The sequence below is a fragment of the Streptomyces sp. CC0208 genome (genome assembly GCF_003443735.1).
Classification (GTDB): domain Bacteria; phylum Actinomycetota; class Actinomycetes; order Streptomycetales; family Streptomycetaceae; genus Streptomyces; species Streptomyces sviceus.
Genome location: NZ_CP031969.1, coordinates 2,479,053 through 2,500,033, shown reverse-complemented (window position 1 = coordinate 2,500,033; position 20,981 = coordinate 2,479,053). Strand labels below are relative to the sequence as shown.

16 protein-coding genes are annotated in these 20,981 nt (G+C 72.9%); 10 read left to right on the top strand and 6 right to left on the bottom strand.

What is annotated here, in order from left to right:
- Positions 1 to 21: 21 nt before the first annotated feature.
- Positions 22 to 501, bottom strand: a complete 480-nt coding sequence (locus D1369_RS11175; RefSeq protein ID WP_007385046.1) for a ferritin-like domain-containing protein — start codon at positions 499 to 501, stop codon at positions 22 to 24.
- The gene (locus tag D1369_RS11170) at positions 498 to 1,022 is read right to left on the bottom strand and encodes a hypothetical protein (protein ID WP_007385047.1); all 525 of its coding nucleotides are present in this window, start codon (positions 1,020 to 1,022) and stop codon (positions 498 to 500) included. The genes D1369_RS11175 and D1369_RS11170 overlap by 4 nt, the downstream gene beginning before the upstream one ends.
- 176 nt (positions 1,023 to 1,198) lie before the next feature.
- On the opposite strand from D1369_RS11170, the gene rimP reads away from it, so the two are divergent.
- From rimP to D1369_RS11120, 9 genes are all read left to right on the top strand, one after another.
- Positions 1,199 to 1,696 carry a ribosome maturation factor RimP gene (rimP, locus tag D1369_RS11160; protein WP_007385048.1) on the top strand — a complete coding sequence of 166 codons (498 nt, stop codon included), beginning with the start codon at positions 1,199 to 1,201 and terminating at the stop codon, positions 1,694 to 1,696.
- A gap of 2 nt (positions 1,697 to 1,698) precedes the next feature.
- Positions 1,699 to 2,685: a transcription termination factor NusA gene (gene nusA, locus D1369_RS11155; RefSeq protein ID WP_007385049.1), complete on the top strand. Its 987-nt coding sequence runs from the start codon at positions 1,699 to 1,701 to the stop codon at positions 2,683 to 2,685.
- Positions 2,686 to 2,814: 129 nt separating this feature from the next.
- Positions 2,815 to 3,096, top strand: a complete 282-nt coding sequence (locus tag D1369_RS11150; protein WP_007385050.1) for a YlxR family protein — start codon at positions 2,815 to 2,817, stop codon at positions 3,094 to 3,096.
- A 163-nt stretch (positions 3,097 to 3,259) separates the two neighbouring features.
- On the top strand, positions 3,260 to 6,409 hold the full coding sequence (gene infB, locus D1369_RS11145) for a translation initiation factor IF-2 (RefSeq protein WP_118082435.1): 3,150 nt from the start codon (positions 3,260 to 3,262) through the stop codon (positions 6,407 to 6,409).
- A 136-nt stretch (positions 6,410 to 6,545) separates the two neighbouring features.
- Complete coding sequence (locus D1369_RS11140; protein ID WP_007385053.1) at positions 6,546 to 6,839, top strand: DUF503 domain-containing protein; 294 nt, start codon at positions 6,546 to 6,548, stop codon at positions 6,837 to 6,839.
- Positions 6,840 to 6,871: 32 nt separating this feature from the next.
- Positions 6,872 to 7,324: a 30S ribosome-binding factor RbfA gene (rbfA, locus tag D1369_RS11135; RefSeq protein ID WP_007385054.1), complete on the top strand. Its 453-nt coding sequence runs from the start codon at positions 6,872 to 6,874 to the stop codon at positions 7,322 to 7,324.
- Entirely contained in the window at positions 7,321 to 8,226 is a 906-nt protein-coding gene (gene truB / locus D1369_RS11130) for a tRNA pseudouridine(55) synthase TruB (protein ID WP_118082434.1), read from the top strand. The genes rbfA and truB overlap by 4 nt, the downstream gene beginning before the upstream one ends.
- A 257-nt stretch (positions 8,227 to 8,483) precedes the next feature.
- Positions 8,484 to 12,098 carry a trypsin-like peptidase domain-containing protein gene (locus D1369_RS11125; RefSeq protein WP_240436068.1) on the top strand — a complete coding sequence of 1,205 codons (3,615 nt, stop codon included), beginning with the start codon at positions 8,484 to 8,486 and terminating at the stop codon, positions 12,096 to 12,098.
- Between the two features lie 159 nt (positions 12,099 to 12,257).
- Positions 12,258 to 13,208: a bifunctional riboflavin kinase/FAD synthetase gene (locus D1369_RS11120; RefSeq protein WP_118082433.1), complete on the top strand. Its 951-nt coding sequence runs from the start codon at positions 12,258 to 12,260 to the stop codon at positions 13,206 to 13,208.
- 62 nt (positions 13,209 to 13,270) lie between these two features.
- Here D1369_RS11120 and D1369_RS11115 read toward each other — a convergent pair whose 3' ends face one another.
- The 4 genes from D1369_RS11115 to eccE form a co-directional block, all read right to left on the bottom strand.
- Positions 13,271 to 16,279, bottom strand: a complete 3,009-nt coding sequence (locus D1369_RS11115) for an SCO5717 family growth-regulating ATPase (protein ID WP_118082432.1) — start codon at positions 16,277 to 16,279, stop codon at positions 13,271 to 13,273.
- A gap of 303 nt (positions 16,280 to 16,582) precedes the next feature.
- The gene (locus D1369_RS11110) at positions 16,583 to 16,876 is read right to left on the bottom strand and encodes a DUF397 domain-containing protein (RefSeq protein ID WP_007385060.1); all 294 of its coding nucleotides are present in this window, start codon (positions 16,874 to 16,876) and stop codon (positions 16,583 to 16,585) included.
- A gap of 137 nt (positions 16,877 to 17,013) precedes the next feature.
- Positions 17,014 to 17,844, bottom strand: coding sequence for a hypothetical protein (locus tag D1369_RS11105; protein ID WP_037901583.1), 831 nt, complete (start codon positions 17,842 to 17,844; stop codon positions 17,014 to 17,016).
- Positions 17,844 to 19,103 (bottom strand): type VII secretion protein EccE, encoded by a 1,260-nt coding sequence (gene eccE / locus D1369_RS11100; protein WP_007385062.1) that lies wholly within the window; start codon positions 19,101 to 19,103, stop codon positions 17,844 to 17,846. Before eccE ends, D1369_RS11105 begins: the two co-directional genes overlap by 1 nt.
- A gap of 267 nt (positions 19,104 to 19,370) precedes the next feature.
- Here eccE and eccB point away from each other — a divergent pair, with 267 nt between their 5' ends.
- Positions 19,371 to 20,936: a type VII secretion protein EccB gene (gene eccB, locus D1369_RS11095; protein ID WP_007385063.1), complete on the top strand. Its 1,566-nt coding sequence runs from the start codon at positions 19,371 to 19,373 to the stop codon at positions 20,934 to 20,936.
- Positions 20,937 to 20,981 lie beyond the last annotated feature (45 nt).

Genomic DNA, 20,981 nt, shown 5'->3' with positions numbered 1-20,981 from the left:
ATGTTCCCTTCCTGTACCGCGTCACATTGTGGGGGCCGCCTGGGAAAGCGAGGCCGAGGACGAGGGCGACGCCGTGGTCGCCCGCTCGGCGAGCCCAGGGAAGGCTACGCTCTCGCCGCGCCAGCGCACCGCCCGCACCGCGGCCTCCCGCAGTGCCTCGGCGGCCGTGCTCCGCCGCTCGCCCCCGGTTGCCCGCACCACGTCGGACCACACCCCGGCCACCCGGTCCTCCAGGTCGGCGGCGAGTCGTACCGCCGCCGCCGGGTCCGGCACCGGGAAGGGCAGCGCGTACGCCGGCGCCGCGGCCACCGGCCTCCCGCCCAGGTCCCGTACCGCCCGCACCAGGGTGTCCCGGCGGGCCCGGTGGGCGTCGTAGGCGGCCTTGGCCTCCGCGCGCCGGGCCGCGCCGATCCGGCCGCCGACGACGCCGTAGCCGTAGACAGCGGCGTGCTCGGCGGCCAGCGCCTTCTGGAGGGCCTCCAGCTCCTGCTTCTCGCTCATCGGGCGGCCTCCGTCAGCAGATAGGCGTGCACCGCGCCGGCCGCCGCCACCGAGGCCAGCAGCCGGGCCAGCTCGCCGGGCACGTCCAGCAGTGCCTCGGCCCGCCGGTCGGCGAGCGCGCGCTCGGCGGCGGCGAGCTGGGCGAGGGCGTCCTTCTCGGTCGCGGGCACGGTGGCCGACGGCGAGGGCGAGGCGCTGCCCGACGCAGCGGGGGACGCCGTCGTGACCTTCTCCCCGAACGCCTCCACATGCCGCACGGCTTCCGCCCGCAACGGCCCGACCCGCTCCGTGAGCGTCGGATGCGCGGCCAGGACCGCGTCGTACCGCTCGACGATGCCCCGACTGTCGCGAGCCGCCCGTACGCGGACCCGTTCGACGACGGAGGGACTGCCGGCGGTGCCCTCCTCGCTGTCTCCGGTCCCGTCGGAGCACCCCACGAGAAGGGCGCCCCCGGCGACCGAGGCGAGCAGGGATCTTCTGCGCGGCCCCGAGGGGACGCGCGGCGGAGGAGGGTACGGCACGACAGACGTCCTCGGGAAGCTCGTACGAACACACGGGCGGGAGGTCGAGCCCGCCGGCGATCACGGTACCCGCGCATCCGATGTCACCTGGACGGCAACACCCTCCGCGACCGGATACCCTTTGACCAGACACGCGACCTACCCACAACAGCACACGCGGCCGAGGAGTCACCCGGATGAGCACCACCCAGAGCGAGAGGCTGCGAGAGCTCCTGGAACCGCTCGTCACCTCCCAGGGCCTGGATCTCGAAGAGATCGCAGTGGACTCCGTAGGGCGAAAGCGAGTGCTGCGCGTCGTCGTCGACTCGGACACCGGTGCCGACCTGGACCAGATCGCCGATGTGAGCCGCGCGCTCTCGGCGAAGCTCGACGAGAGCGACGCGATGGGCGCGGGGGAGTACACCCTCGAGGTCGGCACCCCGGGCGCGGAGCGGCTCCTCAAGGAGCACCGGCACTATGTGCGGGCCGTGAGCCGGCTGGTGAAGTTCCAGCTGACCGAGGGCGGCGAGCTGGTCGCGAGGATCCTGAAGGTCGACGACGACGGCCTCGACGTCGAGGTGCCCGGTGTGAAGGGCCGCAAGGCCACCGCCCGCAGACTCGCCTTCTCCGAGGTCGACAAGGCGCGCGTGCAGGTCGAGTTCAGCCGCAAGGACAAGAACGAAGAGGAGGCGTAGCCGTGGACATCGACATGAGTGCCCTGCGGGGCTTGGTACGGGAGAAGGAGATCTCCTTCGACCTGTTGGTCGAGGCGATCGAGTCGGCCCTCCTCATCGCCTACCACCGCACCGAGGGAAGCCACCGCCACGCGCGTGTGAAACTCGACCGGGACTCCGGACACGTGGTCGTGTGGGCGAAGGAGGACCCCGAGGACCTCGAAGAGGGCCAGGAGCCCCGGGAGTTCGACGACACCCCGTCCGACTTCGGCCGTATCGCCGCCACCACCGCCAAGCAGGTCATCCTGCAGCGGCTGCGCGACGCCGAGGACGACGCGACGCTCGGCGAGTACGCGGGGCGCGAGGGCGACATCGTCATGGGCGTGGTCCAGCAGGGCCGCGACCCGAAGAACGTGCTCGTGGACATCGGCAAGCTGGAGGCCATCCTGCCGGTGCAGGAGCAGGTCCCCGGTGAGACCTACCCGCACGGCATGCGGCTTCGGTCGTACGTCGTACGGGTGGCGAGGGGTGTCCGCGGTCCGTCCGTCACCCTGTCCCGCACGCACCCCAATCTGGTGAAGAAGCTCTTCGCCCTGGAGGTGCCCGAGATCGCCGACGGGTCCGTCGAGATCGCCGCGATCGCCCGCGAGGCCGGTCACCGCACCAAGATCGCCGTACGGTCCACCCGTTCGGGCCTGAACGCCAAGGGCGCCTGCATCGGCCCCATGGGCGGCCGGGTGCGCAATGTCATGGGTGAGCTGAACGGTGAGAAGATCGACATCGTCGACTGGTCGGACGACCCGGCCGAGATGGTGGCGAACGCCCTCTCGCCGGCCCGCGTCTCCAAGGTCGAGGTCGTGGACATGGCCGCCCGCTCCGCGCGGGTGACCGTCCCCGACTACCAGCTTTCCCTGGCCATCGGCAAGGAGGGCCAGAACGCCCGCCTTGCGGCCCGGCTCACCGGCTGGCGGATCGACATCCGGCCGGACACCGAGCAGGCCGGCGATTAGCGTCGGCGCAGAGCGCCGGCGAACGGCGCCGGGGAATAGATCCAAGCCGTCGGTGGCTTAGATCACGACAACAACCGTTCGATCGCTGCCCCCAAGGGGTGAGGTCGCTACGGGGAGGTAGACTTAAGAGTGTCTGGCCGGACGCACGCCCGCGCATGCCCTGAACGAACCTGTGTGGGTTGCAGGCAGCGAGCGGCCAAGACCGATCTGCTGCGCATCGTGGCGATCAAGGACGCATGCGTCCCTGATCCTCGCGGTACGCTGCCCGGCCGGGGTGCGTACATCCACCCCGCCCTGGTCTGTTTCGACCAGGCGGTACGCCGCCGGGTGTTCACGCGGGCGTTGCGCGCCCCGGGAGCACTCGACACAAAGGCGTTGCGCCAGTACGTCGAGCAGACAGACAGTTGCTGAGCAGGCAACACCGTAAGAAGCGTCGTGCGGAACCCCCGTGCGGCCCAGGTACCCCGCGAGTTGGAAGTAGGTCGAGATTGCGATGAGCACTCGATGAGCACGCGATGAGTACGCCCATGAAGTAGCGACGGTCCGGCCGCAACCCGGACCTAAAAGGAGCGAAGTGGCTAAGGTCCGGGTATACGAACTCGCCAAGGAGTTCGGGGTGGAGAGCAAGGTCGTCATGGCCAAGCTCCAAGAACTCGGTGAATTTGTTCGTTCGGCTTCCTCGACGATCGAGGCGCCCGTCGTACGCAAGCTGACAGACGCCCTCCAGCAGGGCAACGGAGGCGGCAAGCCCGCCCCCGCACGCAAGGCTGCCCCGGCTCGTCCGGCAGCCCCCTCTCCCGCGCAGGCCGCCCGTCCGGCCGCCCCGCGCCCGCCGGCTCCCAAGCCGGCCGCCGCCGAGCAGCCCGCGGCTCCCGCCGCCCCGGCCGCTACCGGCCCCCGTCCCACTCCGGGCCCGAAGCCCGCGCCGCGGCCCGCCCCGGCGTCCCCGGCTCCGACGACGCCCGAGTTCACGGCACCGCCGGCGGCTCCCGCCGCGCCGGCCGCCCAGGGCCAGAGCCAGGGTTCCACCGCGCGTCCGGGTGCTCCCCGTCCGGCCGGCCAGCAGGCTCCGCGTCCGGGTGCCCCGCGTCCGGCCGGCGGTCCCGGCCAGGGTGGCGCTCCCGGCCAGGGTCGCGGTGACCGCGGCGACCGTCCCGGCGCTCCGCGTCCGGGCGGCCAGGGCGCACGTCCCGGTGCTCGTCCGGCCGGTCCCCGTCCGGGCAACAACCCCTTCACCTCTGGTGGCTCCACCGGCATGGCGCGCCCGCAGGCGCCCCGTCCGGGCGGTGCCCCGCGTCCCGGCGGCCAGGGCGGCCCCGGTGCTCCCGGCGGCGCTCCGCGTCCGCAGGGCCAGGGCCAGGGCGGTCCCCGTCCCCAGGGCGCGGCGGGCGGTCCCCGTCCGCAGGCTCCGGGCGGCGCCCGTCCCACCCCGGGCGGTATGCCCCGTCCGCAGGGCGGCCCCCGTCCCGGCGGCGGTGGCCCCGGCGGCCCGCGTCCCAACCCCGGCATGATGCCGCAGCGTCCGGCTGCCGGCCCGCGTCCCGGCGGCGGTGGCCCCGGCGGCCGCGGTCCCGGCGGCGGCGGTCGTCCCGGTGGTGGCGGCGGCGGTCGTCCGGGTGGCGGCGGCTTCGCCGGCCGTCCGGCCGGTCCCGGTGGCGGCGGCGGCTTCGCCGGTCGTCCCGGTGGTCCCGGTGGTGGTGGCGGCGGCTTCGCCGGTCGTCCGGGTGGTCCCGGTGGTGGCGGCGGCGGTCGTCCCGGCTTCGGCGGTCGTCCCGGTGGTCCGGGCGGTCGTGGTGGCACGCAGGGCGCCTTCGGTCGTCCCGGTGGTCCCGCGCGTCGCGGTCGCAAGTCGAAGCGGCAGAGGCGCCAGGAGTACGAGGCCATGCAGGCCCCGTCGGTCGGCGGCGTGATGCTGCCTCGCGGCAACGGACAGTCCGTCCGCCTGTCGCGCGGTGCTTCCCTGACCGACTTCGCCGAGAAGATCGGCGCCAACCCGGCGTCGCTCGTCGGCGTGATGATGAACCTCGGCGAGATGGTCACCGCCACGCAGTCCGTCTCCGACGAGACGCTGAGGCTCCTCGCGGACGAGATGAACTTCGTCCTCGAGATCGTCAGCCCCGAGGAGGAGGACCGCGAGCTGCTCGAGTCCTTCGACATCGAGTTCGGCGAGGACGAGGGTGGCGAGGAGTTCCTCGTCGCGCGTCCGCCGGTCGTGACCGTCATGGGTCACGTCGACCACGGCAAGACCCGCCTCCTCGACACCATCCGCAAGACGAACGTCGTCGCGGGCGAGGCCGGCGGTATCACGCAGCACATCGGTGCGTACCAGGTCACGACTCAGGTCAACGACGAAGAGCGCAAGATCACCTTCATCGACACCCCGGGTCACGAGGCGTTCACCGCCATGCGTGCCCGTGGTGCCAAGTCGACCGACATCGCGATCCTCGTGGTGGCGGCCAACGACGGTGTGATGCCCCAGACGATCGAGGCGCTGAACCACGCCAAGGCGGCCGACGTGCCGATCGTGGTCGCGGTCAACAAGATCGACGTCGAGGGTGCCGACCCGACCAAGGTGCGCGGTCAGCTGACCGAGTACGGCCTCGTGGCCGAGGAGTACGGCGGCGACACCATGTTCGTCGACATCTCCGCCAAGCAGGGCCTCAACATCGAGGCTCTCCTGGAGGCCGTGGTCCTCACCGCGGACGCCTCGCTCGACCTGCGGGCCAACCCGGAGCAGGACGCGCAGGGTATTGCGATCGAGTCCCGTCTCGACCGTGGCCGCGGTGCCGTCGCGACCGTCCTGGTCCAGCGAGGCACCCTGCGGGTCGGCGACACCATGGTGGTCGGCGACGCGTACGGCCGTGTCCGCGCGATGCTCGACGACAAGGGCGACAACCTGGAAGAGGCGGGTCCGTCGACTCCGGTCCTCGTCCTCGGTCTCACCAACGTCCCGGGCGCCGGCGACAACTTCCTCGTCGTCGACGAGGACCGTACGGCCCGCCAGATCGCCGAGAAGCGCGCGGCGCGTGAGCGCAACGCCAACTTCGCCCGGCGCGGAGTCCGGTTCTCCCTGGAGAACCTGGACGAGGCCCTCAAGGCCGGTCTGGTGCAGGAACTCAACCTCATCATCAAGGGCGACGCGTCCGGTTCGGTGGAGGCTCTCGAGTCCTCGCTGCTCCAGCTCGACGTCGGCGAAGAGGTCGACATCCGCATCCTGCACCGTGGTGTCGGTGCGGTCACGGAGTCGGACGTGGACCTGGCGATGGGCTCGGACGCCATCGTGATCGGCTTCAACGTGCGCGCCGCAGGGCGTGCCGCGCAGATGGCCGAGCGCGAAGGTGTGGATGTCCGGTACTACTCGGTCATCTACCAGGCGATCGAGGAGATCGAGGCGGCCCTGAAGGGCATGCTCAAGCCGGAGTACGAAGAGGTCGAGCTCGGTACGGCGGAGATCCGCGAGGTCTTCAAGTCGTCCAAGCTGGGCAACATCGCCGGTGTCCTGGTCCGGTCGGGCGAGGTCAAGCGCAACACCAAGGCGCGCCTCATCCGCGACGGCAAGGTGGTCGCGGAGAGCCTCACCATCTCCGGTCTGCGTCGCTTCAAGGACGACGTCACCGAGATCCGCGAAGGGTTCGAGGGCGGTATCAACCTCGGCAACTTCAACGACATCAAGGTCGACGACGTCATCGCGACGTACGAGATGCGCGAGAAGCCGCGCGGCTGACCGTCTCAGCACGCGATCGGGGCCGGTCGGCGGACGTAATATCCGTCGATCGGCCCCGGCCGTTGCGTGTACGGTTCCCGTATCGGCGTCGAAGCGTGGCGCCCGTACCCCGAACCGGCGGGACATCCGGACACACATGTATGTGGGGACTCTGTCCTTCGACCTCCTCCTCGGTGACGTGCACTCGCTGAAGGAGAAACGCTCTCTCGTCCGTCCGATCGTGGCCGAGCTCCAGCGCAAGTACGCGGTGAGCGCGGCGGAGACGGGCAGCCAGAACCTCCACCGCAGGGCCGAGATCGGGCTCGCGGTGGTCTCCGGGGACACGGGACACCTCAGCGACGTACTGGACCGCTGCGAGCGGCTGGTCGCGGCGCGGCCCGAGGTGGAACTGCTCTCGGTTCGACGCAGGCTCCACAGCGACGAAGACTGAAGCAACAAGTAAGTACTTAAGGAGACGGACCAGTGGCCGACAACGCGCGCGCCAAGAGGCTGGCGGACCTCATCCGAGAGGTGGTGGCCCAGAAGCTGCTGCGCGGGATCAAGGACCCGCGGCTCGGCTCACACGTCACCATCACGGACACCCGGGTCACGGGTGACCTGCGGGAGGCGACCGTCTTCTACACGGTGTACGGCGGCGACGAGGAGCGGGCGGCCGCGGCCGCCGGGCTGGAGAGCGCCAAGGGCGTGCTCCGCTCCGCGGTCGGGGCGGCGGCGGGCGTGAAGTTCACGCCGACGCTGACCTTCGTGGCGGACGCGCTGCCCGACACCGCGAAGACCATCGACGACCTTCTCGACAAGGCCCGCCAGTCCGACGAGAAGGTGCGCGAGGTGTCCGCGGGTGCCGCGTACGCCGGTGACGCCGACCCGTACCGGAAGCCGGGCGACGAGGACGAGACGGACGACGCCGCCGAATGACCCAGAAGAACCGGACGCCCGACGGCCTTGTCATCGTCGACAAGCCGTCGGGCTTCACTTCGCACGACGTGGTCGCCAAGATGCGCGGGATCGCAAGGACCCGCCGCGTCGGACACGCCGGCACCCTCGACCCCATGGCGACGGGTGTGCTGGTCCTCGGTGTCGAGAAGGCGACCAAGCTTCTCGGGCACCTCGCGCTGACCGAGAAGGAGTACCTGGGCACGATCCGGCTCGGCCAGACGACCCTGACCGACGACGCCGAGGGCGAGATCACGGGGTCGCACGACGCCTCGAAGGTCACCCGCGACGCCGTCGACGCCGGGATCGCCAAGCTGACCGGCGACATCATGCAGGTGCCGTCCAAGGTGAGCGCCATCAAGATCGACGGGGTGCGCTCGTACAAGCGGGCACGGGAGGGCGAGGAATTCGAGATCCCCGCCCGTCCCGTCACCGTCTCGTCCTTCGCGGTCCACGACGTCCGGGACGCGGTCGCCGAGGACGGCACGCCCGTTCTGGACCTGGTCGTGTCGGTGGTCTGCTCGTCCGGCACCTACATCCGGGCGCTCGCCCGCGACTTGGGCGCGGACCTGGGCGTCGGCGGCCATCTGACGGCTCTGCGGCGCACGCGCGTGGGCCCGTACAAGCTGGACTCGGCCAGGACCCTCGACCAGCTCCAGCAGGAGCTGACGGTGATGCCGATCGCCGAGGCCGCGGCAGCCGCCTTCCCCCGCTGGGACGTCGACGACCGCCGGGCCAAGCTCCTCACCAACGGCGTACGGCTCGACATGCCCGACGAGTACGCGGGCGCCGGCACGGTGGCGGTCTTCGGCCCCGAGGGCCACTTCCTGGCGCTGGTCGAGGAACAGAAGGGCAAGGCCAAGAGCCTGGCCGTCTTCGGCTGACTCCGAACGTGAGGGCACCGGGGCTGTCCGCCCGTGGAGCGGCGATCACGGGGTTGTGCCGCCGCTCCACGGTCCCCCCTCGGTTCCCCCACCCCTAGGGTGTATCCGCCGTCCCCCTTCCATTCACCCGCGCGGGCAGGCGCTCGGAGTGAACCGGGGGTGTGGAAGGGGGCGCGTTCACCACGAGATCTGTCCCGCTGATCACCGCACGCCTAACGTCGAGAACAGGAACGTGCGTACGGCGGGGAGGTTCGGCCATGACGGCAGCGGGTGACTCCGTCGGTGGAGCCGTGCCACCCGCCTCCGGCACGCGGAGCTCGCGGCAGGAGGACGGAACCGCATGGGAGCCGGCCGGGCCGGAGAGCCGGGGCGACCGGGTGGCCGCCGAGGAGGACGGGCAGTCGCGGCAGGGGTGCGAGAGGCACCGGTGGGGGCGGCTCGACGACCGTTCCCGGCCCCCGCAAGGGCGCCGACCCGAGCCCCGGGATCAGGTCCCGTCCGGTCCCGGGCAGGACACGCACCTCGTGCGGATCCACGACCTGGCAGGACGCCTCCGGGGGACCGGCTTCGTCGCTGATCATCACGGCACCGTCGTCACCAGTCACGAGGCCGTCGACGGGCCGGCCCGGCTCGTTCTGCACGCCGGTGACCGCAGTTGCGTGGTGGCCGCCGATGCCGTGACCCCGCTGCCCGAGCTCGATCTGGCGCTCGTCCGTACCGAGGGACTCGGCGTGGACCCGCTGCCCGTCTGTGTGCGGGACACCGTCGCGAGCGGCACCTACGTCCGGCTCTTCGCCGGCTGCTGGCGCGAGGCCAGGGTGCTCGGCCCCGCCGCCGTGACCTACACGTCCACCGACCGCTTCCATCTCCTCGAAGACGCCCTGGAGTTGGCGATCGGCACCGCGGGGCGGGACGCGCTGCGGCTGGGGGGCGGGGCCGCCGGGGGGCCCGTGCTCGACGCCGTCACCGGCGCGGTCGTCGCCGTCCTCGGCACCGCCCTGCACAGCGGCCACCGCGACAGCGGTTACGCGATCCCGCTCGGCTCCGTCCGCACCGGCCCCCTGGCCGACCTGCTCGCGGAGAACACCGCGACGGTCCCGGCGTACGGCGCCGACCTCAACCTCGCCGGTGTGCTGGAGCTGACGGCGACCTCGGTGGCGCAGGACGGCCCGCCGGGCGCACTGGCCGGTCACCTGAGCCGGGCAGACACCCCGGAGCCGGTCGAACGGACCGCGGTCACCGAGGAGTTCGCCGCTTTCACCGAGGGCCATGCCTCCGTCCTCGGCCTCGTCGGACCGCCCGGCAGCGGCCGTACGACCCAACTCGCGGCCCTCGCCGCCCGCCGTCACCGCGGTCCCGCCCCGGCCCCCACGCTCTGGCTGCGCGGCGCCGATCTCGCGGACACCGACGCCTCGGTTGCCGACGCGGCCCGCCGCGCGCTCGCGAGGGCGGCCCGGATCGTGACGACCTCCTCGGACACCGTCCCCGCCGACCTGGGCGACCTCACCCCCGAGCGACTGGCCCGGCTGTCCCGCGCCGCCGGCCGCCCGCTGTTCCTCCTCCTCGACGGCCCCGAGGAGATGCCCCCGGTCCTGGCGCACCGCCTCGCCGAGTGGACGCAGGGCACGGCACAGTGGCTGGCGGAGACGGGGGCACGGCTGGTGGTGGCGTGCCGCGCGGAGTACTGGGAGGGGGCGGGCTTCCCGGAAGAGCTGCTGCACGGCGAGTCGCGGTGGCACCTCCCGCCCTGCGTACACGTGGGCGACCTCACCGAGGACGAGGCCCGCCGCGCCCGGGCCCGCTACGCCCTCCCCGACGGCACGCTCGCCGCCTCCGACGCCCGCCACCCCCTTACCCTCCGCCTCCTCTCCGAGGTCAGCGCCGCCCTCCCGGACGCGCCCCCCGGCCCCGTGGACCGCGACCAGGTCTTCGAGGCCCACCTCGACCTCATGTGCCTGCGCATCGCGGTGCGGCTGGCCACCCCGAGCGGTCTGCGCGGTACCGCCGTGCGCCGGCTCGCCGCGAAGGTCTCCGGCCAGGTCCACGAGGCCGCCCGCCGCAGCCTCGGCCCCGGCCAGGGCGAACTGGACCGGGCCTCGTTCGAGGCGGTGTTCCCCTGGGGCCGGGCCCCGAAGCGGCTCGGCGGCACCGGCTGGGCCTCCGCCGTCCTCGCCGAGGGCCTCCTCGTCCCCGCCGGCAGCGGCTACCGCTTCGCCCACGAGGAGTTCGCCGACTGGATCCAGGGCACGCACCTGGACCTGGACGAGGCCCTGCGCGCCCTGGTCCACCGCCGCACCGGCCGACAGCACCCCCTCCCCGTCCCGCACCACCGCGTCGGCCCGGTCGTACAGGCCCTGCTCCTCGTCGCCCGCCAGCACGGCACACCGCAACTGGCCTACAGGCTGGAGGAGTTGCTGCACGCCCTCGACGCCGACCCGCACTCCTGGTGGGCGGCCCGGCTGCTCACCGAGACGCTGCTGCGGGTGCCCGACGCGACGCCGTACACCGATGTCCTGCGGCAGCTCGCCGACCGGCTCGTGGCCGGACGCAACCGGCGGGAACCGGTCCCGGCCGCGTTCGGGCCCGCCTTCTGGAGCGCGCTGCGGCTCCCGCCGGGCACCCGCTTCGACCTGCTGCGCCGTCTCGTCCTCGCGGACGGGCCGCCGCACGAACCCGGCCCCCGGTTCCTGGACGCCGTCGCTGAGCTGCTCGCCGCCGACCCCACCGCCGTACAGCCGCATCTCACCCGCTGGTTCGACGACGAGCGGCCGCTGCCCGCCACCCCGCACGCGACCGTGGCGAGGGCCGCGCAGGCGCTGCTGCACACGCACCGGACCCGGGCCCTGGACGACCTCACCGAGGAGCTCGTCGGATGTGCGCACCGGCGGGCCGACGAACTGCTCGCCGTGCTGGCCGAGGAGGAGCCGTCGGCGGTGTGCCGGGCCGTGGACCGGTGGGCGCACGACGAGCGGCCGGCGCGGCGGGTGGCGGCGGTGACGTACGGACTGCGCGCCGCCCCGCACGTGCGCACCGACGCCGACCGCGAGCTCCTGCGCTACGCGGCCCTCGCCCTGCTGGCCCGCCCCGAGGACTGCACCCTGCACGCGGGTGCGCTCGCCCTGCTGGTCCACGATCCCCGCACGCGTGCCCGTCATCTCCCGCAAGCACTCGGGCACTTCGCGGCCGGCGACCCGCAGTTCCCGCCGAGCGCGCTGGTGCCCGCGCTCACCACCGACCCAGAACCGGTCCTGGACGCCTTCCGGGCGCGGCTGCGGCGACCGGACGCCGGGGTGGCGCTGCGCGCGCTGGCCGACGTCACCACGCCCGCCCTGGCCCGCCGGGTGGCCGTGCTGGTGCGGGAGGCGGTGGAGCGGCGCCCGGAGACGGCCGGGGACGTGGCCGCGTACGTCGACCGGCGCCTCGATCAGGGCCCCGCCGCCCGGGCCGTGCTCCTCCCGCTGGTCACCGGCCTGCTGGACGGCGGTCCTGAAGGCGTGCGAGGCGCGCTCGCGGCCGTACTGGCGGGCCCGGGCGCCCCCGCCTCCCGCCCGCTGCGCCAGGAACTCCTCGACTTCCTCCTGGACCACGAACGCGAGCCCGAGGTCCTGGTCGCCCTCCTGCCCGCGGCCGCCGCCCGCGCCGACGCCGACATCCGCGAGCTCGTCCACCGCATCGGCCTCCTCCTCGTCCGCACCCCGGACGGCGCGACCCGCTTCGACCGCGGCCTCGTCGACCTCGGCCGGCATGTCCCCGGATTCGCCGCGCTGGTGGCCGGCTGGCTCACCGACCGCCCGCAGGAGTGGGCGGCGGTGGTCGGCCCCGGGACCCGGCGGATGATCGAGAACCTGGCGGGGGTGCGGATTCCCGCCTGACTGCGCGGAATCCGGCGGGTGCGTGGAACACCCGTGTCCGCGTGCGTCGGGTCACAGCCCCCATGCCGATGCGAGCGACGGGCACGCGGCATGGCACCCTTAGACCTGCGTAAGCCTTAAGAGTCAATACGGACACGGGTTCGACGAGGAGCGGTCACAGTGCAGCGCTGGCGTGGCTTGGAGGACATCCCCGAGGACTGGGGGCGCAGCGTCGTCACCATCGGTTCCTACGACGGGGTCCACCGCGGGCACCAGCTGATCATCCGGCATGCCGTGGACCGGGCACGCGAGCTGGGCGTCCCCTCCGTGGTCGTCACCTTCGACCCGCACCCCAGCGAGGTCGTCCGCCCCGGCAGCCACCCGCCGCTGCTGGCCCCGCACCACCGCCGCGCCGAGCTCATGGCCGAGCTGGGCGTCGACGCGCTGCTGATCCTCCCCTTCACCACGGAGTTCTCGAAGCTCTCCCCCGCCGAGTTCGTCGTCAAGGTCCTCGTCGACAAGCTGCACGCCAAGGCGGTCGTCGAGGGCCCCAACTTCCGCTTCGGACACAAGGCCGCGGGCAATGTCGACTTCCTCGTCGAGCAGGGCAAGACGTACGACTTCGAGGTCGAGGTCGTCGACCTGTACGTGACCGGTTCGGCCGGCGGCGGCGAGCCCTTCTCCTCCACCCTGACCCGGCGCCTGGTCGCCGAGGGCGACGTGGAGGGCGCCGGGGAGATCCTGGGCCGTCCGCACCGGGTGGAGGGCGTGGTGGTCCGCGGCGCCCAGCGCGGCCGTGAACTCGGCTTCCCGACCGCCAACGTCGAGACGCTCCCGCACACCGCCATCCCGGCCGACGGCGTCTACGCCGGCTGGCTGCACACGCAGGGCGAGGCGATGCCGGCCGCGATCTCCGTCGGCACCAATCCGCAGTTCGACGGCACCGAGCGCACGGTGGAGGCGTACGCCATCGACCGCGTCGGGCTCGACCTGTACGGGCTGCACGTGGCGGTGGACTTCCTCGCGTACGTGCGCGGGCAGCAGAAGTTCGAGTCGCTGGACGCGCTGCTGAAGGCGATGGCCGTCGACGTGCAGCGGTGCCGGGAGCTGATCGAGGGCGCCGGCGGCTGAAGGCCGTAGGGACAAAGGAAAGAGGGCCGGCACCTTGAAGGTGCCGGCCCTCTTTCCTTCGGTTACTGCTGCGGCGGCTGACCCGCGTTCGGGTCGTACGGCGGCTGCGGGAACCCGGGCTGCGGCTGACCGGGCTGACCGGGCTGACCGGTCTGCCACGGCTGCCCGGGCTGGGCGCCGGGGAAGCCCTGGAACGGCGGCTGGGGCGCCTGCGGCTGGCCCGGCATCGGGGGAGCCATGGTCGGCGGCTGGTTGCCGCCGTTCCCCGTCCACAGACCCTGCTCCTGCTGGGCCCGCACGAAGTCCTCGGCCACCATCGCGGCGAGGTCGAAGTACGCCTCCCGGACCTTCGGCCGCATCATGTCGAGGTCGACCTCGGCACCGGCCGCCAGGTGTTCGTCGAACGGTACGACGATGACGCCCCGGCAGCGCTGCTCGAAGTGGGTGACGATGTCCTCCACCTTGATCATCTTTCCGGTCTCGCGGACCCCCGAGATCACGGTGATGGACCGGGAGACCAGGGACGCGTACCCGTGCGCCGACAGCCAGTCGAGCGTCGTGCTGGCGCTGCTCGCGCCGTCCACCGACGGCGTCGAGATGATGATCAGCTGGTCGGCGAGGTCCAGGACCCCGCGCATGGCGCTGTAGAGCAGACCCGTGCCCGAGTCCGTGAGGATGATCGGGTACTGGCGGCCCAGCACGTCGATCGCGCGCCGGTAGTCCTCGTCGTTGAACGTCGTGGACACGGCCGGGTCGACGTCGTTGGCGATGATCTCGAGGCCCGAGGCCGCCTGGGACGTGAACCGGCGGATGTCCATGTACGAGTTGAGGTACGGGATCGCCTGGACCAGGTCACGGATGGTCGCGCCGGTCTCGCGCCGCACCCGGCGGCCGAGCGTGCCGGCATCCGGGTTGGCGTCGATGGCGAGGATCTTGTCCTGCCGCTCGGTGGCGAGGGTTGAGCCCAGGGCGGTGGTCGTGGTCGTCTTGCCCACGCCGCCCTTGAGGCTGATCACTGCGATCCGGTAGCAGGACAGCACCGGGGTGCGGATGAGGTCGAGCTTGCGCTGCCTCTCCTGCTCCTCCTTCTTGCCGCCGATCTTGAACTTCGACCCACCCGGAGTGGGACGGCTGCTCTTCGCCTTCTGCTTCTTGCTGTTGACCAGCCGGTCCGAGGTCAGCTCGACCGCGGCGTTGTAGCCGAGCGGCGCACCCGCGCCGGCGACCTGCTGCCGCTGGTCGTGCTGGACGGCGGCGGGCCAGGCGGCACCGGTACGCGGGTCCACGCCCGGCTGGCCGGGAGCGCCCGCGTAGGGGTTGGGCTGGGCCTGCGGCGGCTGCGGCGGCTGCTGTCCCGGCTGGGCCGGGGGCATGGGCTGACCGGGCTGCGCCGGGGCCTGCTGCTGGGGCTGGCCCGGGGTGGGCGGCTGCGGGTAGCCGTAACCGCCCGGGGCGGGCTGGGGGGCCTGCGGGAAGCCGTAGCCGCTCTGCGGGTTCTGCGGCGCGGGGGGCTGCGGGAACCCGTAACCGGCCTGCGGGTTGGGGGGAGCGGGCGGCTGCGGATAGCCGTAACCGCTCTGCGGGGGCTGGTGGGGCTGCGGGGCCGGGGGCTGGGGTGCCTGCGGGAAGCCGTAGCCGCTCTGCGGGTTCTGCGGCGCGGGCGGCTGCGGGTAACCGTAACCGCCCTGACCCGCCGGTCCGTCGGGCTGCGGCGGGGTGGCCGGCCAGCCGGAGGGCGCGGGCTGCGGTGCCTGGGGCTGGGCAGCGGCGGCCGCCGGCTGGGCGGGCGGAGGCGGGGTGCCGGGCTGCGCGGCGGGCGGCTGCGGCTGTCCGCCCGTCGTCCACTCCGGGGCTGACGGCGGGGCCGTGCCCGAGTCCGCCGAAGCGAACTGCGGCGGGAGCGGCGGGACGGCACCCTGCGGCGCGGGCGGAGGCCGCCAGCCCTCCTGCTGGGCTTCGGGCTGCTCGGGTACGGGCGACTGTGCCGCCTCGGGCTGCTCCGGGGCGGCGCTCGGGGCGGCCGGGGGCTGCTCCGGGGCGGTCGGCTGTGCCACCGGGGCGTCCGGCGCGGCGGCCTGCGGCTCCGTGCCGGTCTCGGCGTCGTCGCTGGAGGGGGTGGCAGGGGATTCTGGTGCCGCGGGCGTGGCCTCGGCTCCGGGCGGGGTCTGCGGGGCGTCGACGCCCTCGTCGCTGGAACCGGATGCCGATGCCGCCTCGCTCGGGGCAGGGGCAGGGGCAGCCGGTGCGGTGTCATCCGCGTCCGCGGACGCCTGCGGAGCCTCGCCGGAGGTCGGCGGCTCGGGTGCGGTGGGCGCGTCCGCCGGCGGGGCGGCGGGGGGCTGCGGGGCGCTCGGCGTGGCAGCGGCGGCGGCCGGGGTGTCGCTACGGCCTTCCGCGTCGGCGCCGGTCGAAGGCGCGGCGGCGTCGGTGCCGTTCTGGGCGCCGGGCGGGCCCGGGGGCGCGGGGGCCACGGGGGCGGCGGGCGGCGCGGACGCCGGAGGAGCGGGCGGCTGGGGCTGGTCGTAGCCGCCCTGGGGGTGCGGGGGAGCGGGTGCCGTCGACGCCGTGGGAGGCGCGGGAGCCACCGGGGGAGCGGGGGGCTGCGGGTAGCCGTAGGCCCCCTGCGGGTTCGGGGGTGCGGGCGGCTGGGGGTAGCCGTAGCCGCTCTGGGGGTGCGGAGGAGCCGGCGGCTGCGGGTAGCCGTAGCCGCTCTGCGGGTTCGGGGGGACCGGCGGCTGGGGTGCCGCGGGGTTTCCCGCCCATGGCGGCGGAGGCGGCGGAGTCGTACCGGCCGTACCCGCGGACGGGTCGAACCGCGGGCCGGGAACGGGAGCCGACGGTGCGGAACCGGGCATATCGGGGTAACCGGGGTGCGGTGCGGGCGCGGCGGGGGCAGGGGCAGGCGCGGGAGGCACCGGCTCGGCCTCGGGCGCCGCGCTCTGCGTGTACCAGGCAGGAGCGGCGTAGTCGATGGTGAACTCGCCCGTCATCTCGGTGGCGGACTCCGCGTCGGACTGGTCGTCGCTGGGCGTGGTCCAGCCCGCGCGCAGCCCGTCCCGATCGCTCTGCACAATTCCTCCTGGTTGGTCGAGCACCCTCGTGCCGTGTGGGCACTCATGTGCCGGGCTGGGGGCGACCGTTCCTGTGGTCCGATCCGACTGAAGTCCCCTGGACGCGAACATCCCACCCGTGGGTTCCTGCGTCGCACTCGCATCAAGCGTAAACGCCACCGGCGTCGGCGGGGCAGGCCCGTCCGCTGTGCGCTCGCGCGCAACGGAGCGATGCCTGCCGTGATGTCGCGCTTGTGACGGTTGTCTGTCTCCTGAGCCCCGGCCACCGTGCCTGCTCGGCCACCGCGTTACTCGACCGCCGCGTTACTCGGCCTGCTCCAGGTCGAACTCGCCGTCGCGCGCGCCCAGGACGAAGGCCCGCCACTCCGCCTCCGTGTAGCGCAGCACGGTGTCCGGGTCCAGGGAGGACCGCATGGCCACCGCGCCCTCGGGGAGGTAGGCGATCTCGACGCGCTCCTCGTGCTCCTCGGTGCCGGGAGCGCTGTGCCACTCGACGCCGGAGATGTCCAGGCTGTACAGCTCGTCCCGTTCCCTCGCCTTTCGCGCCCTGACGTCCTCGTCCGGCGTCTTTGCGGCGATGTCGTCCGCGTCAGTCATGGTCGGCGGGCCCTTTCTCATGAGCGAACCTCGTGCAGGAGCACCCTACTTGGCCTGGGCCCCCTCACACGGCGCAACGGTTCGGTCACGAACTCGCGTGAGGGGCCGGGGCCTTGGCCGCGCCACGGGCCCGCCCGTCAGTCCATGCGGCGGGGCGCCCCCAGGAGACCGGTCTCCGCGTCGGTGGGCTGGGTCATCACGTACTGCCGGTGCTTCTGCGTGCACCACAGGGCGACGTTGTCGGACAGGGACGGCAGGGAGGCCGCGTCGCCCTGGGGCAACCGCATCGACCTGCCCACGACTTCGGACTCCTGCGGGGAGATCCGCTGGACCCCGACGACGTCCGCGTTGGCCAGCAGCCGCGGCGCGGTGGGACCGAGATAGGGGAGCAGGGTCAGCACCGACTGCCAGGGCGCCGTGGTGAGACGGCTGCGCGGCGGACGGATGCCGAGGTCGCGGATGATGAGCACCGGGCTGGCCGGGGACGGTCCCTGCGGGGCGATCCGCCCCACCTGGTGCACCGTCACGCACTGCTGGCCGCCGCCTGCCGCCTGCGCCATCGGCGCCCACAGCTGCGGACGAGCCGTCTCGACGGCCACCCGGGCGCCGATCGCCGCCGCCCGCAGGGCGATGACCTGGGCCAGCCAGGTGCCGCCGACCAGCACCATGTCCAGGCGGGTGGGGCGGCACAGACCCAGTACGGCGGGCTGGTTGTCGGGGTCGATGCCGAGGATCAGACCGTCGTCGCCGGCCGGAAGGGTCAGCTGCGACAGTACGTCGGCGTCGACGAGGTGACGCTCACGCCGGGGGCCGAGCAGACCGAAGGCCGCCCGCAGACGCCGCTCGGGGCCGAGCCGGGCCGGCTCGGGGGAGCGCGGCAGATGCCCGGGACGCTGCCCGGGGAAGCCCGGCGTGGACGACGATCCGAAGCCGGAGCGGCCGGAGGGACGCATGGTGGGAGTGGACATCAGCGGGTACCTCCCAGCGGCAGGGTGGCCAGAACTCCGGGCAGCTGCTCACGGTCGAGCCGTACGAGACCGACCTTGAACGCGGACGCCGCCCGCTCCAAGTGCTCGGCGGCCTCGCCCAGTTCGTTCTCACCGCGGCCGGTGAGGCGGACATGTCCGGACAGGGCCAGGACCTTGCCGCGCTGCCTGCTGATGGTGAGCGAGAACGTGCTCGCGAGGGTGGGCGCGGAGGTCAGCGCACCGACCAGCCGGGGGAACGCCGGTCCGCCGCCACCGAACTGCGGCCACTTGGAGACCCAGTACGTGGTGTGCAGCCGGTCGTCGCACCGCCAGGTACGGGTGGTCTCGGCCGTACGGCGGCCCGAGCGGCTGCCGTCCATCGCGGCACCGCCGGTGGTGGCCATCGGGTTGACACAGCTGGAGGTGGCGATGGCCCCGCAGATGTCCGACTCGCTGAGCACCTTGGCCTGCATGCCGGCCCCCATGAGCCGGCTGGCCAGCTGGTCGGCGACCCGCAGCAGCGCACGCCGGGCGCCCTGCATACCGCCGCCGCGGGCCTCCACGGCCTCCGGGCACAGCTCCGGGTCGAGCTTGAGCGCGACCCAGGTGATGCGCAGCCCCGGCGTCATGCTCTGGGCCTGCAACGGCCCGTAGGAGCGGACCGCCATGGCCTGCGGGGGCAGGTGCGGGGCGGGCGCGGGCTGGGTGTGCTGGACGATCTGGACCGAGGCGAGCCGGATGTCGTCCACCTCCAGCAGGCCCTGCAGCAGATCGAGGGGGATGTCGCCGGTGCCGTAGGAAGGACGCAGCGGGGTGTCCGCGGCCTGCACCTGGACCAGCGCGGTGAGGAAGGTGCCGTCGCCGAGCATGCCGATCTCGCGCTGCTCGCGGTCCTGGAAGCTGTAGGTGCGCAGCGCCGGGTCGCACTCGACGGCCGGGGCGAAACCGGGGTCGGTGCCGGGCGGAACGGGCTCGGCGTTGCGCTTGCGGCGGTCCCGGAGCGCGCGGGCGGTGCTGAACCACTCGGGCAGCGGGCGGCCACGCCGGCGCAGCAGTCCGGCGAGGACCAGCGGTACGGCCAGCACGATGCCGACGGTGAGACCGATGGGGCGCAGCAGCCAGCCGATCAGCAGGACCGCGGCGGCCAGCTCGAAGCCGATCAGCTGCTGGACGCGGATGGGGCCGATGCTGCCGGGGCGCCGGGCGAGCGACGGCGAGGCCGGACTCGGGGGCGTGGACGGCTGTGCCCGTTCCGGCACCTGCCCCGGCCCCTGGTTCTCCTGGGTGCGACGGCTGCCGTTACGGCGCCGGGACCTGGTCGCAGTGCTCATCCCCCGGTACAACCCCTTTGCATTGTCTGGCCGCGACTCGAGCTGGCGGCGGATCACCGTACCCCGTACCGTACGGTGCGATCGTCACACGGCATAGTAGAGGCCCCTGCAGGAGCAAACGCCACGGACTACCGGGCGGCCCTGGGGAGTTCCGCATTCGGCAACAAAGCGAAATAACGGGGAGTTGACCCATCGATGGCGACACGTCGGGATGAGCTGAACGCTTACTCCTTCGCGCGCAGGCGCACGGTGGCGGCGTTTCTTCAGCCGTCTCCGCACGGTTCGGAAGAGGCCGCGCCGCGCCCCCTCAAGACGGTCCTGCCCAGTCTCGGTGTGGCGGCGCTGGTGCTGATCGGATTCGGGGCCTGGGGCATGCTCAGCCCGACCGCGCCGAAGGGCTGGGACAGCCAGGGCAAGAACATCCTCGTCGGCAGCGAGTCGACGACGCGCTATGTGCTGGTGAAGACCAAGGGCGAGGACAAGCTCAGCCTGCACCCGGTCCTCAACCTTGCCTCCGCCAGGCTCCTGCTGAACGGCGAGAACCCCCAGGTCATGAAGATCAAGGAGTCGGTGCTCGACAACAGCAAGTACCCGATGGGCGCCACCGTCGGCATTCCCTTCGCTCCGGACCGGTTGCCGTCCTCGAAGGACGCCGAGACGGTCAAGACCTGGGCGCTGTGCCAGTCACCGGGGCAGGACGGGCAGCCCGTCAGCGCGACGTACGTGCTGAACAAGAACGACTACCAGAAGCTCCTGCAGAACCAGGGGGAGCTGAACCGGAACAAGGTCCTGTACGTCGAGGGACCGAAGGATCCCAGCTCGCTCAGCGGCAACGGTGTGCGGTACATGGTCACCCCGGACGGGAGCGCCTATCTGGTGGGCGGCAAGGGGTGGCGGCTCGCGACCGAGAACACGCTGCAGGACATCCAGCGTGCCGTGTTCGGTGAGGGGGTGCAGCCGCAGCGCGTCAGCGCGGACTTCCTCAAGACGCTGAACGTCGTCGGCGACCTGCAGTTCCCCTCGCTGGGTTCGGACGCCGGGGCGCCGGCGAATGTCGAGGGGCTTCCCACCCGCGTCGCCAAGGTGGGCATGGTCCTCATGACCGGTACCGGGGCCAGGCAGCAGAAGTACATCGTGCTGAAGGACGAGGTACGGCCCATCTCCGACTTCACGGCGGAGATGTGGCTCAGCAGCCCGTTCATCAACGCCGTGTACGCGGGCACGACCCCGGCGCCGGCACAGGTCGGGTTCAACGACATCCACCCGGAGAACGGTGAGTGGATGGCGGAGAAGACGTGGCCCGAAGAGCCGGTGGTGCAGGCCAACACGTTCTGGAAGCCGGGCGGCGACAAGGTCTCGTGCAGTGTCTGGCACGGCGGGGCGATCAACGAGAACAACAACCGGCAGCTGATGACGGTCTGGAGCGGCCGGGACTATCCGAAGGACCTCTCCCAGAGCGGTTCCCGCACCTATGTCTCGCCCGGCAGCGGCCTGCTGTTCAAGAGGATCACGGGCACCGACGCCGGCGGCGGCAGCACCTTCCTCGTCACCGACACCGGTCTGCGCTACTCGGTCCCCGCACGCAACGACAGCGCGGTCACCGGCGGCGAGAAGGCCGACACCCAGCAGACCAACGCCGCCCAGGTCAGGCTCGGTTACGGCAAGATCAAGCCGGTCCCGGTCCCGGCGGCGTGGGCGGACCTGCTGGCGGCGGGGCCGGAACTCAGCAGCGGCAACGCGGAGCAGGCGCAGGGGTCGTAGACCAGGCGCCGGGCTTCCGCATCGGAACGAGGGCTCTCCTCAAGG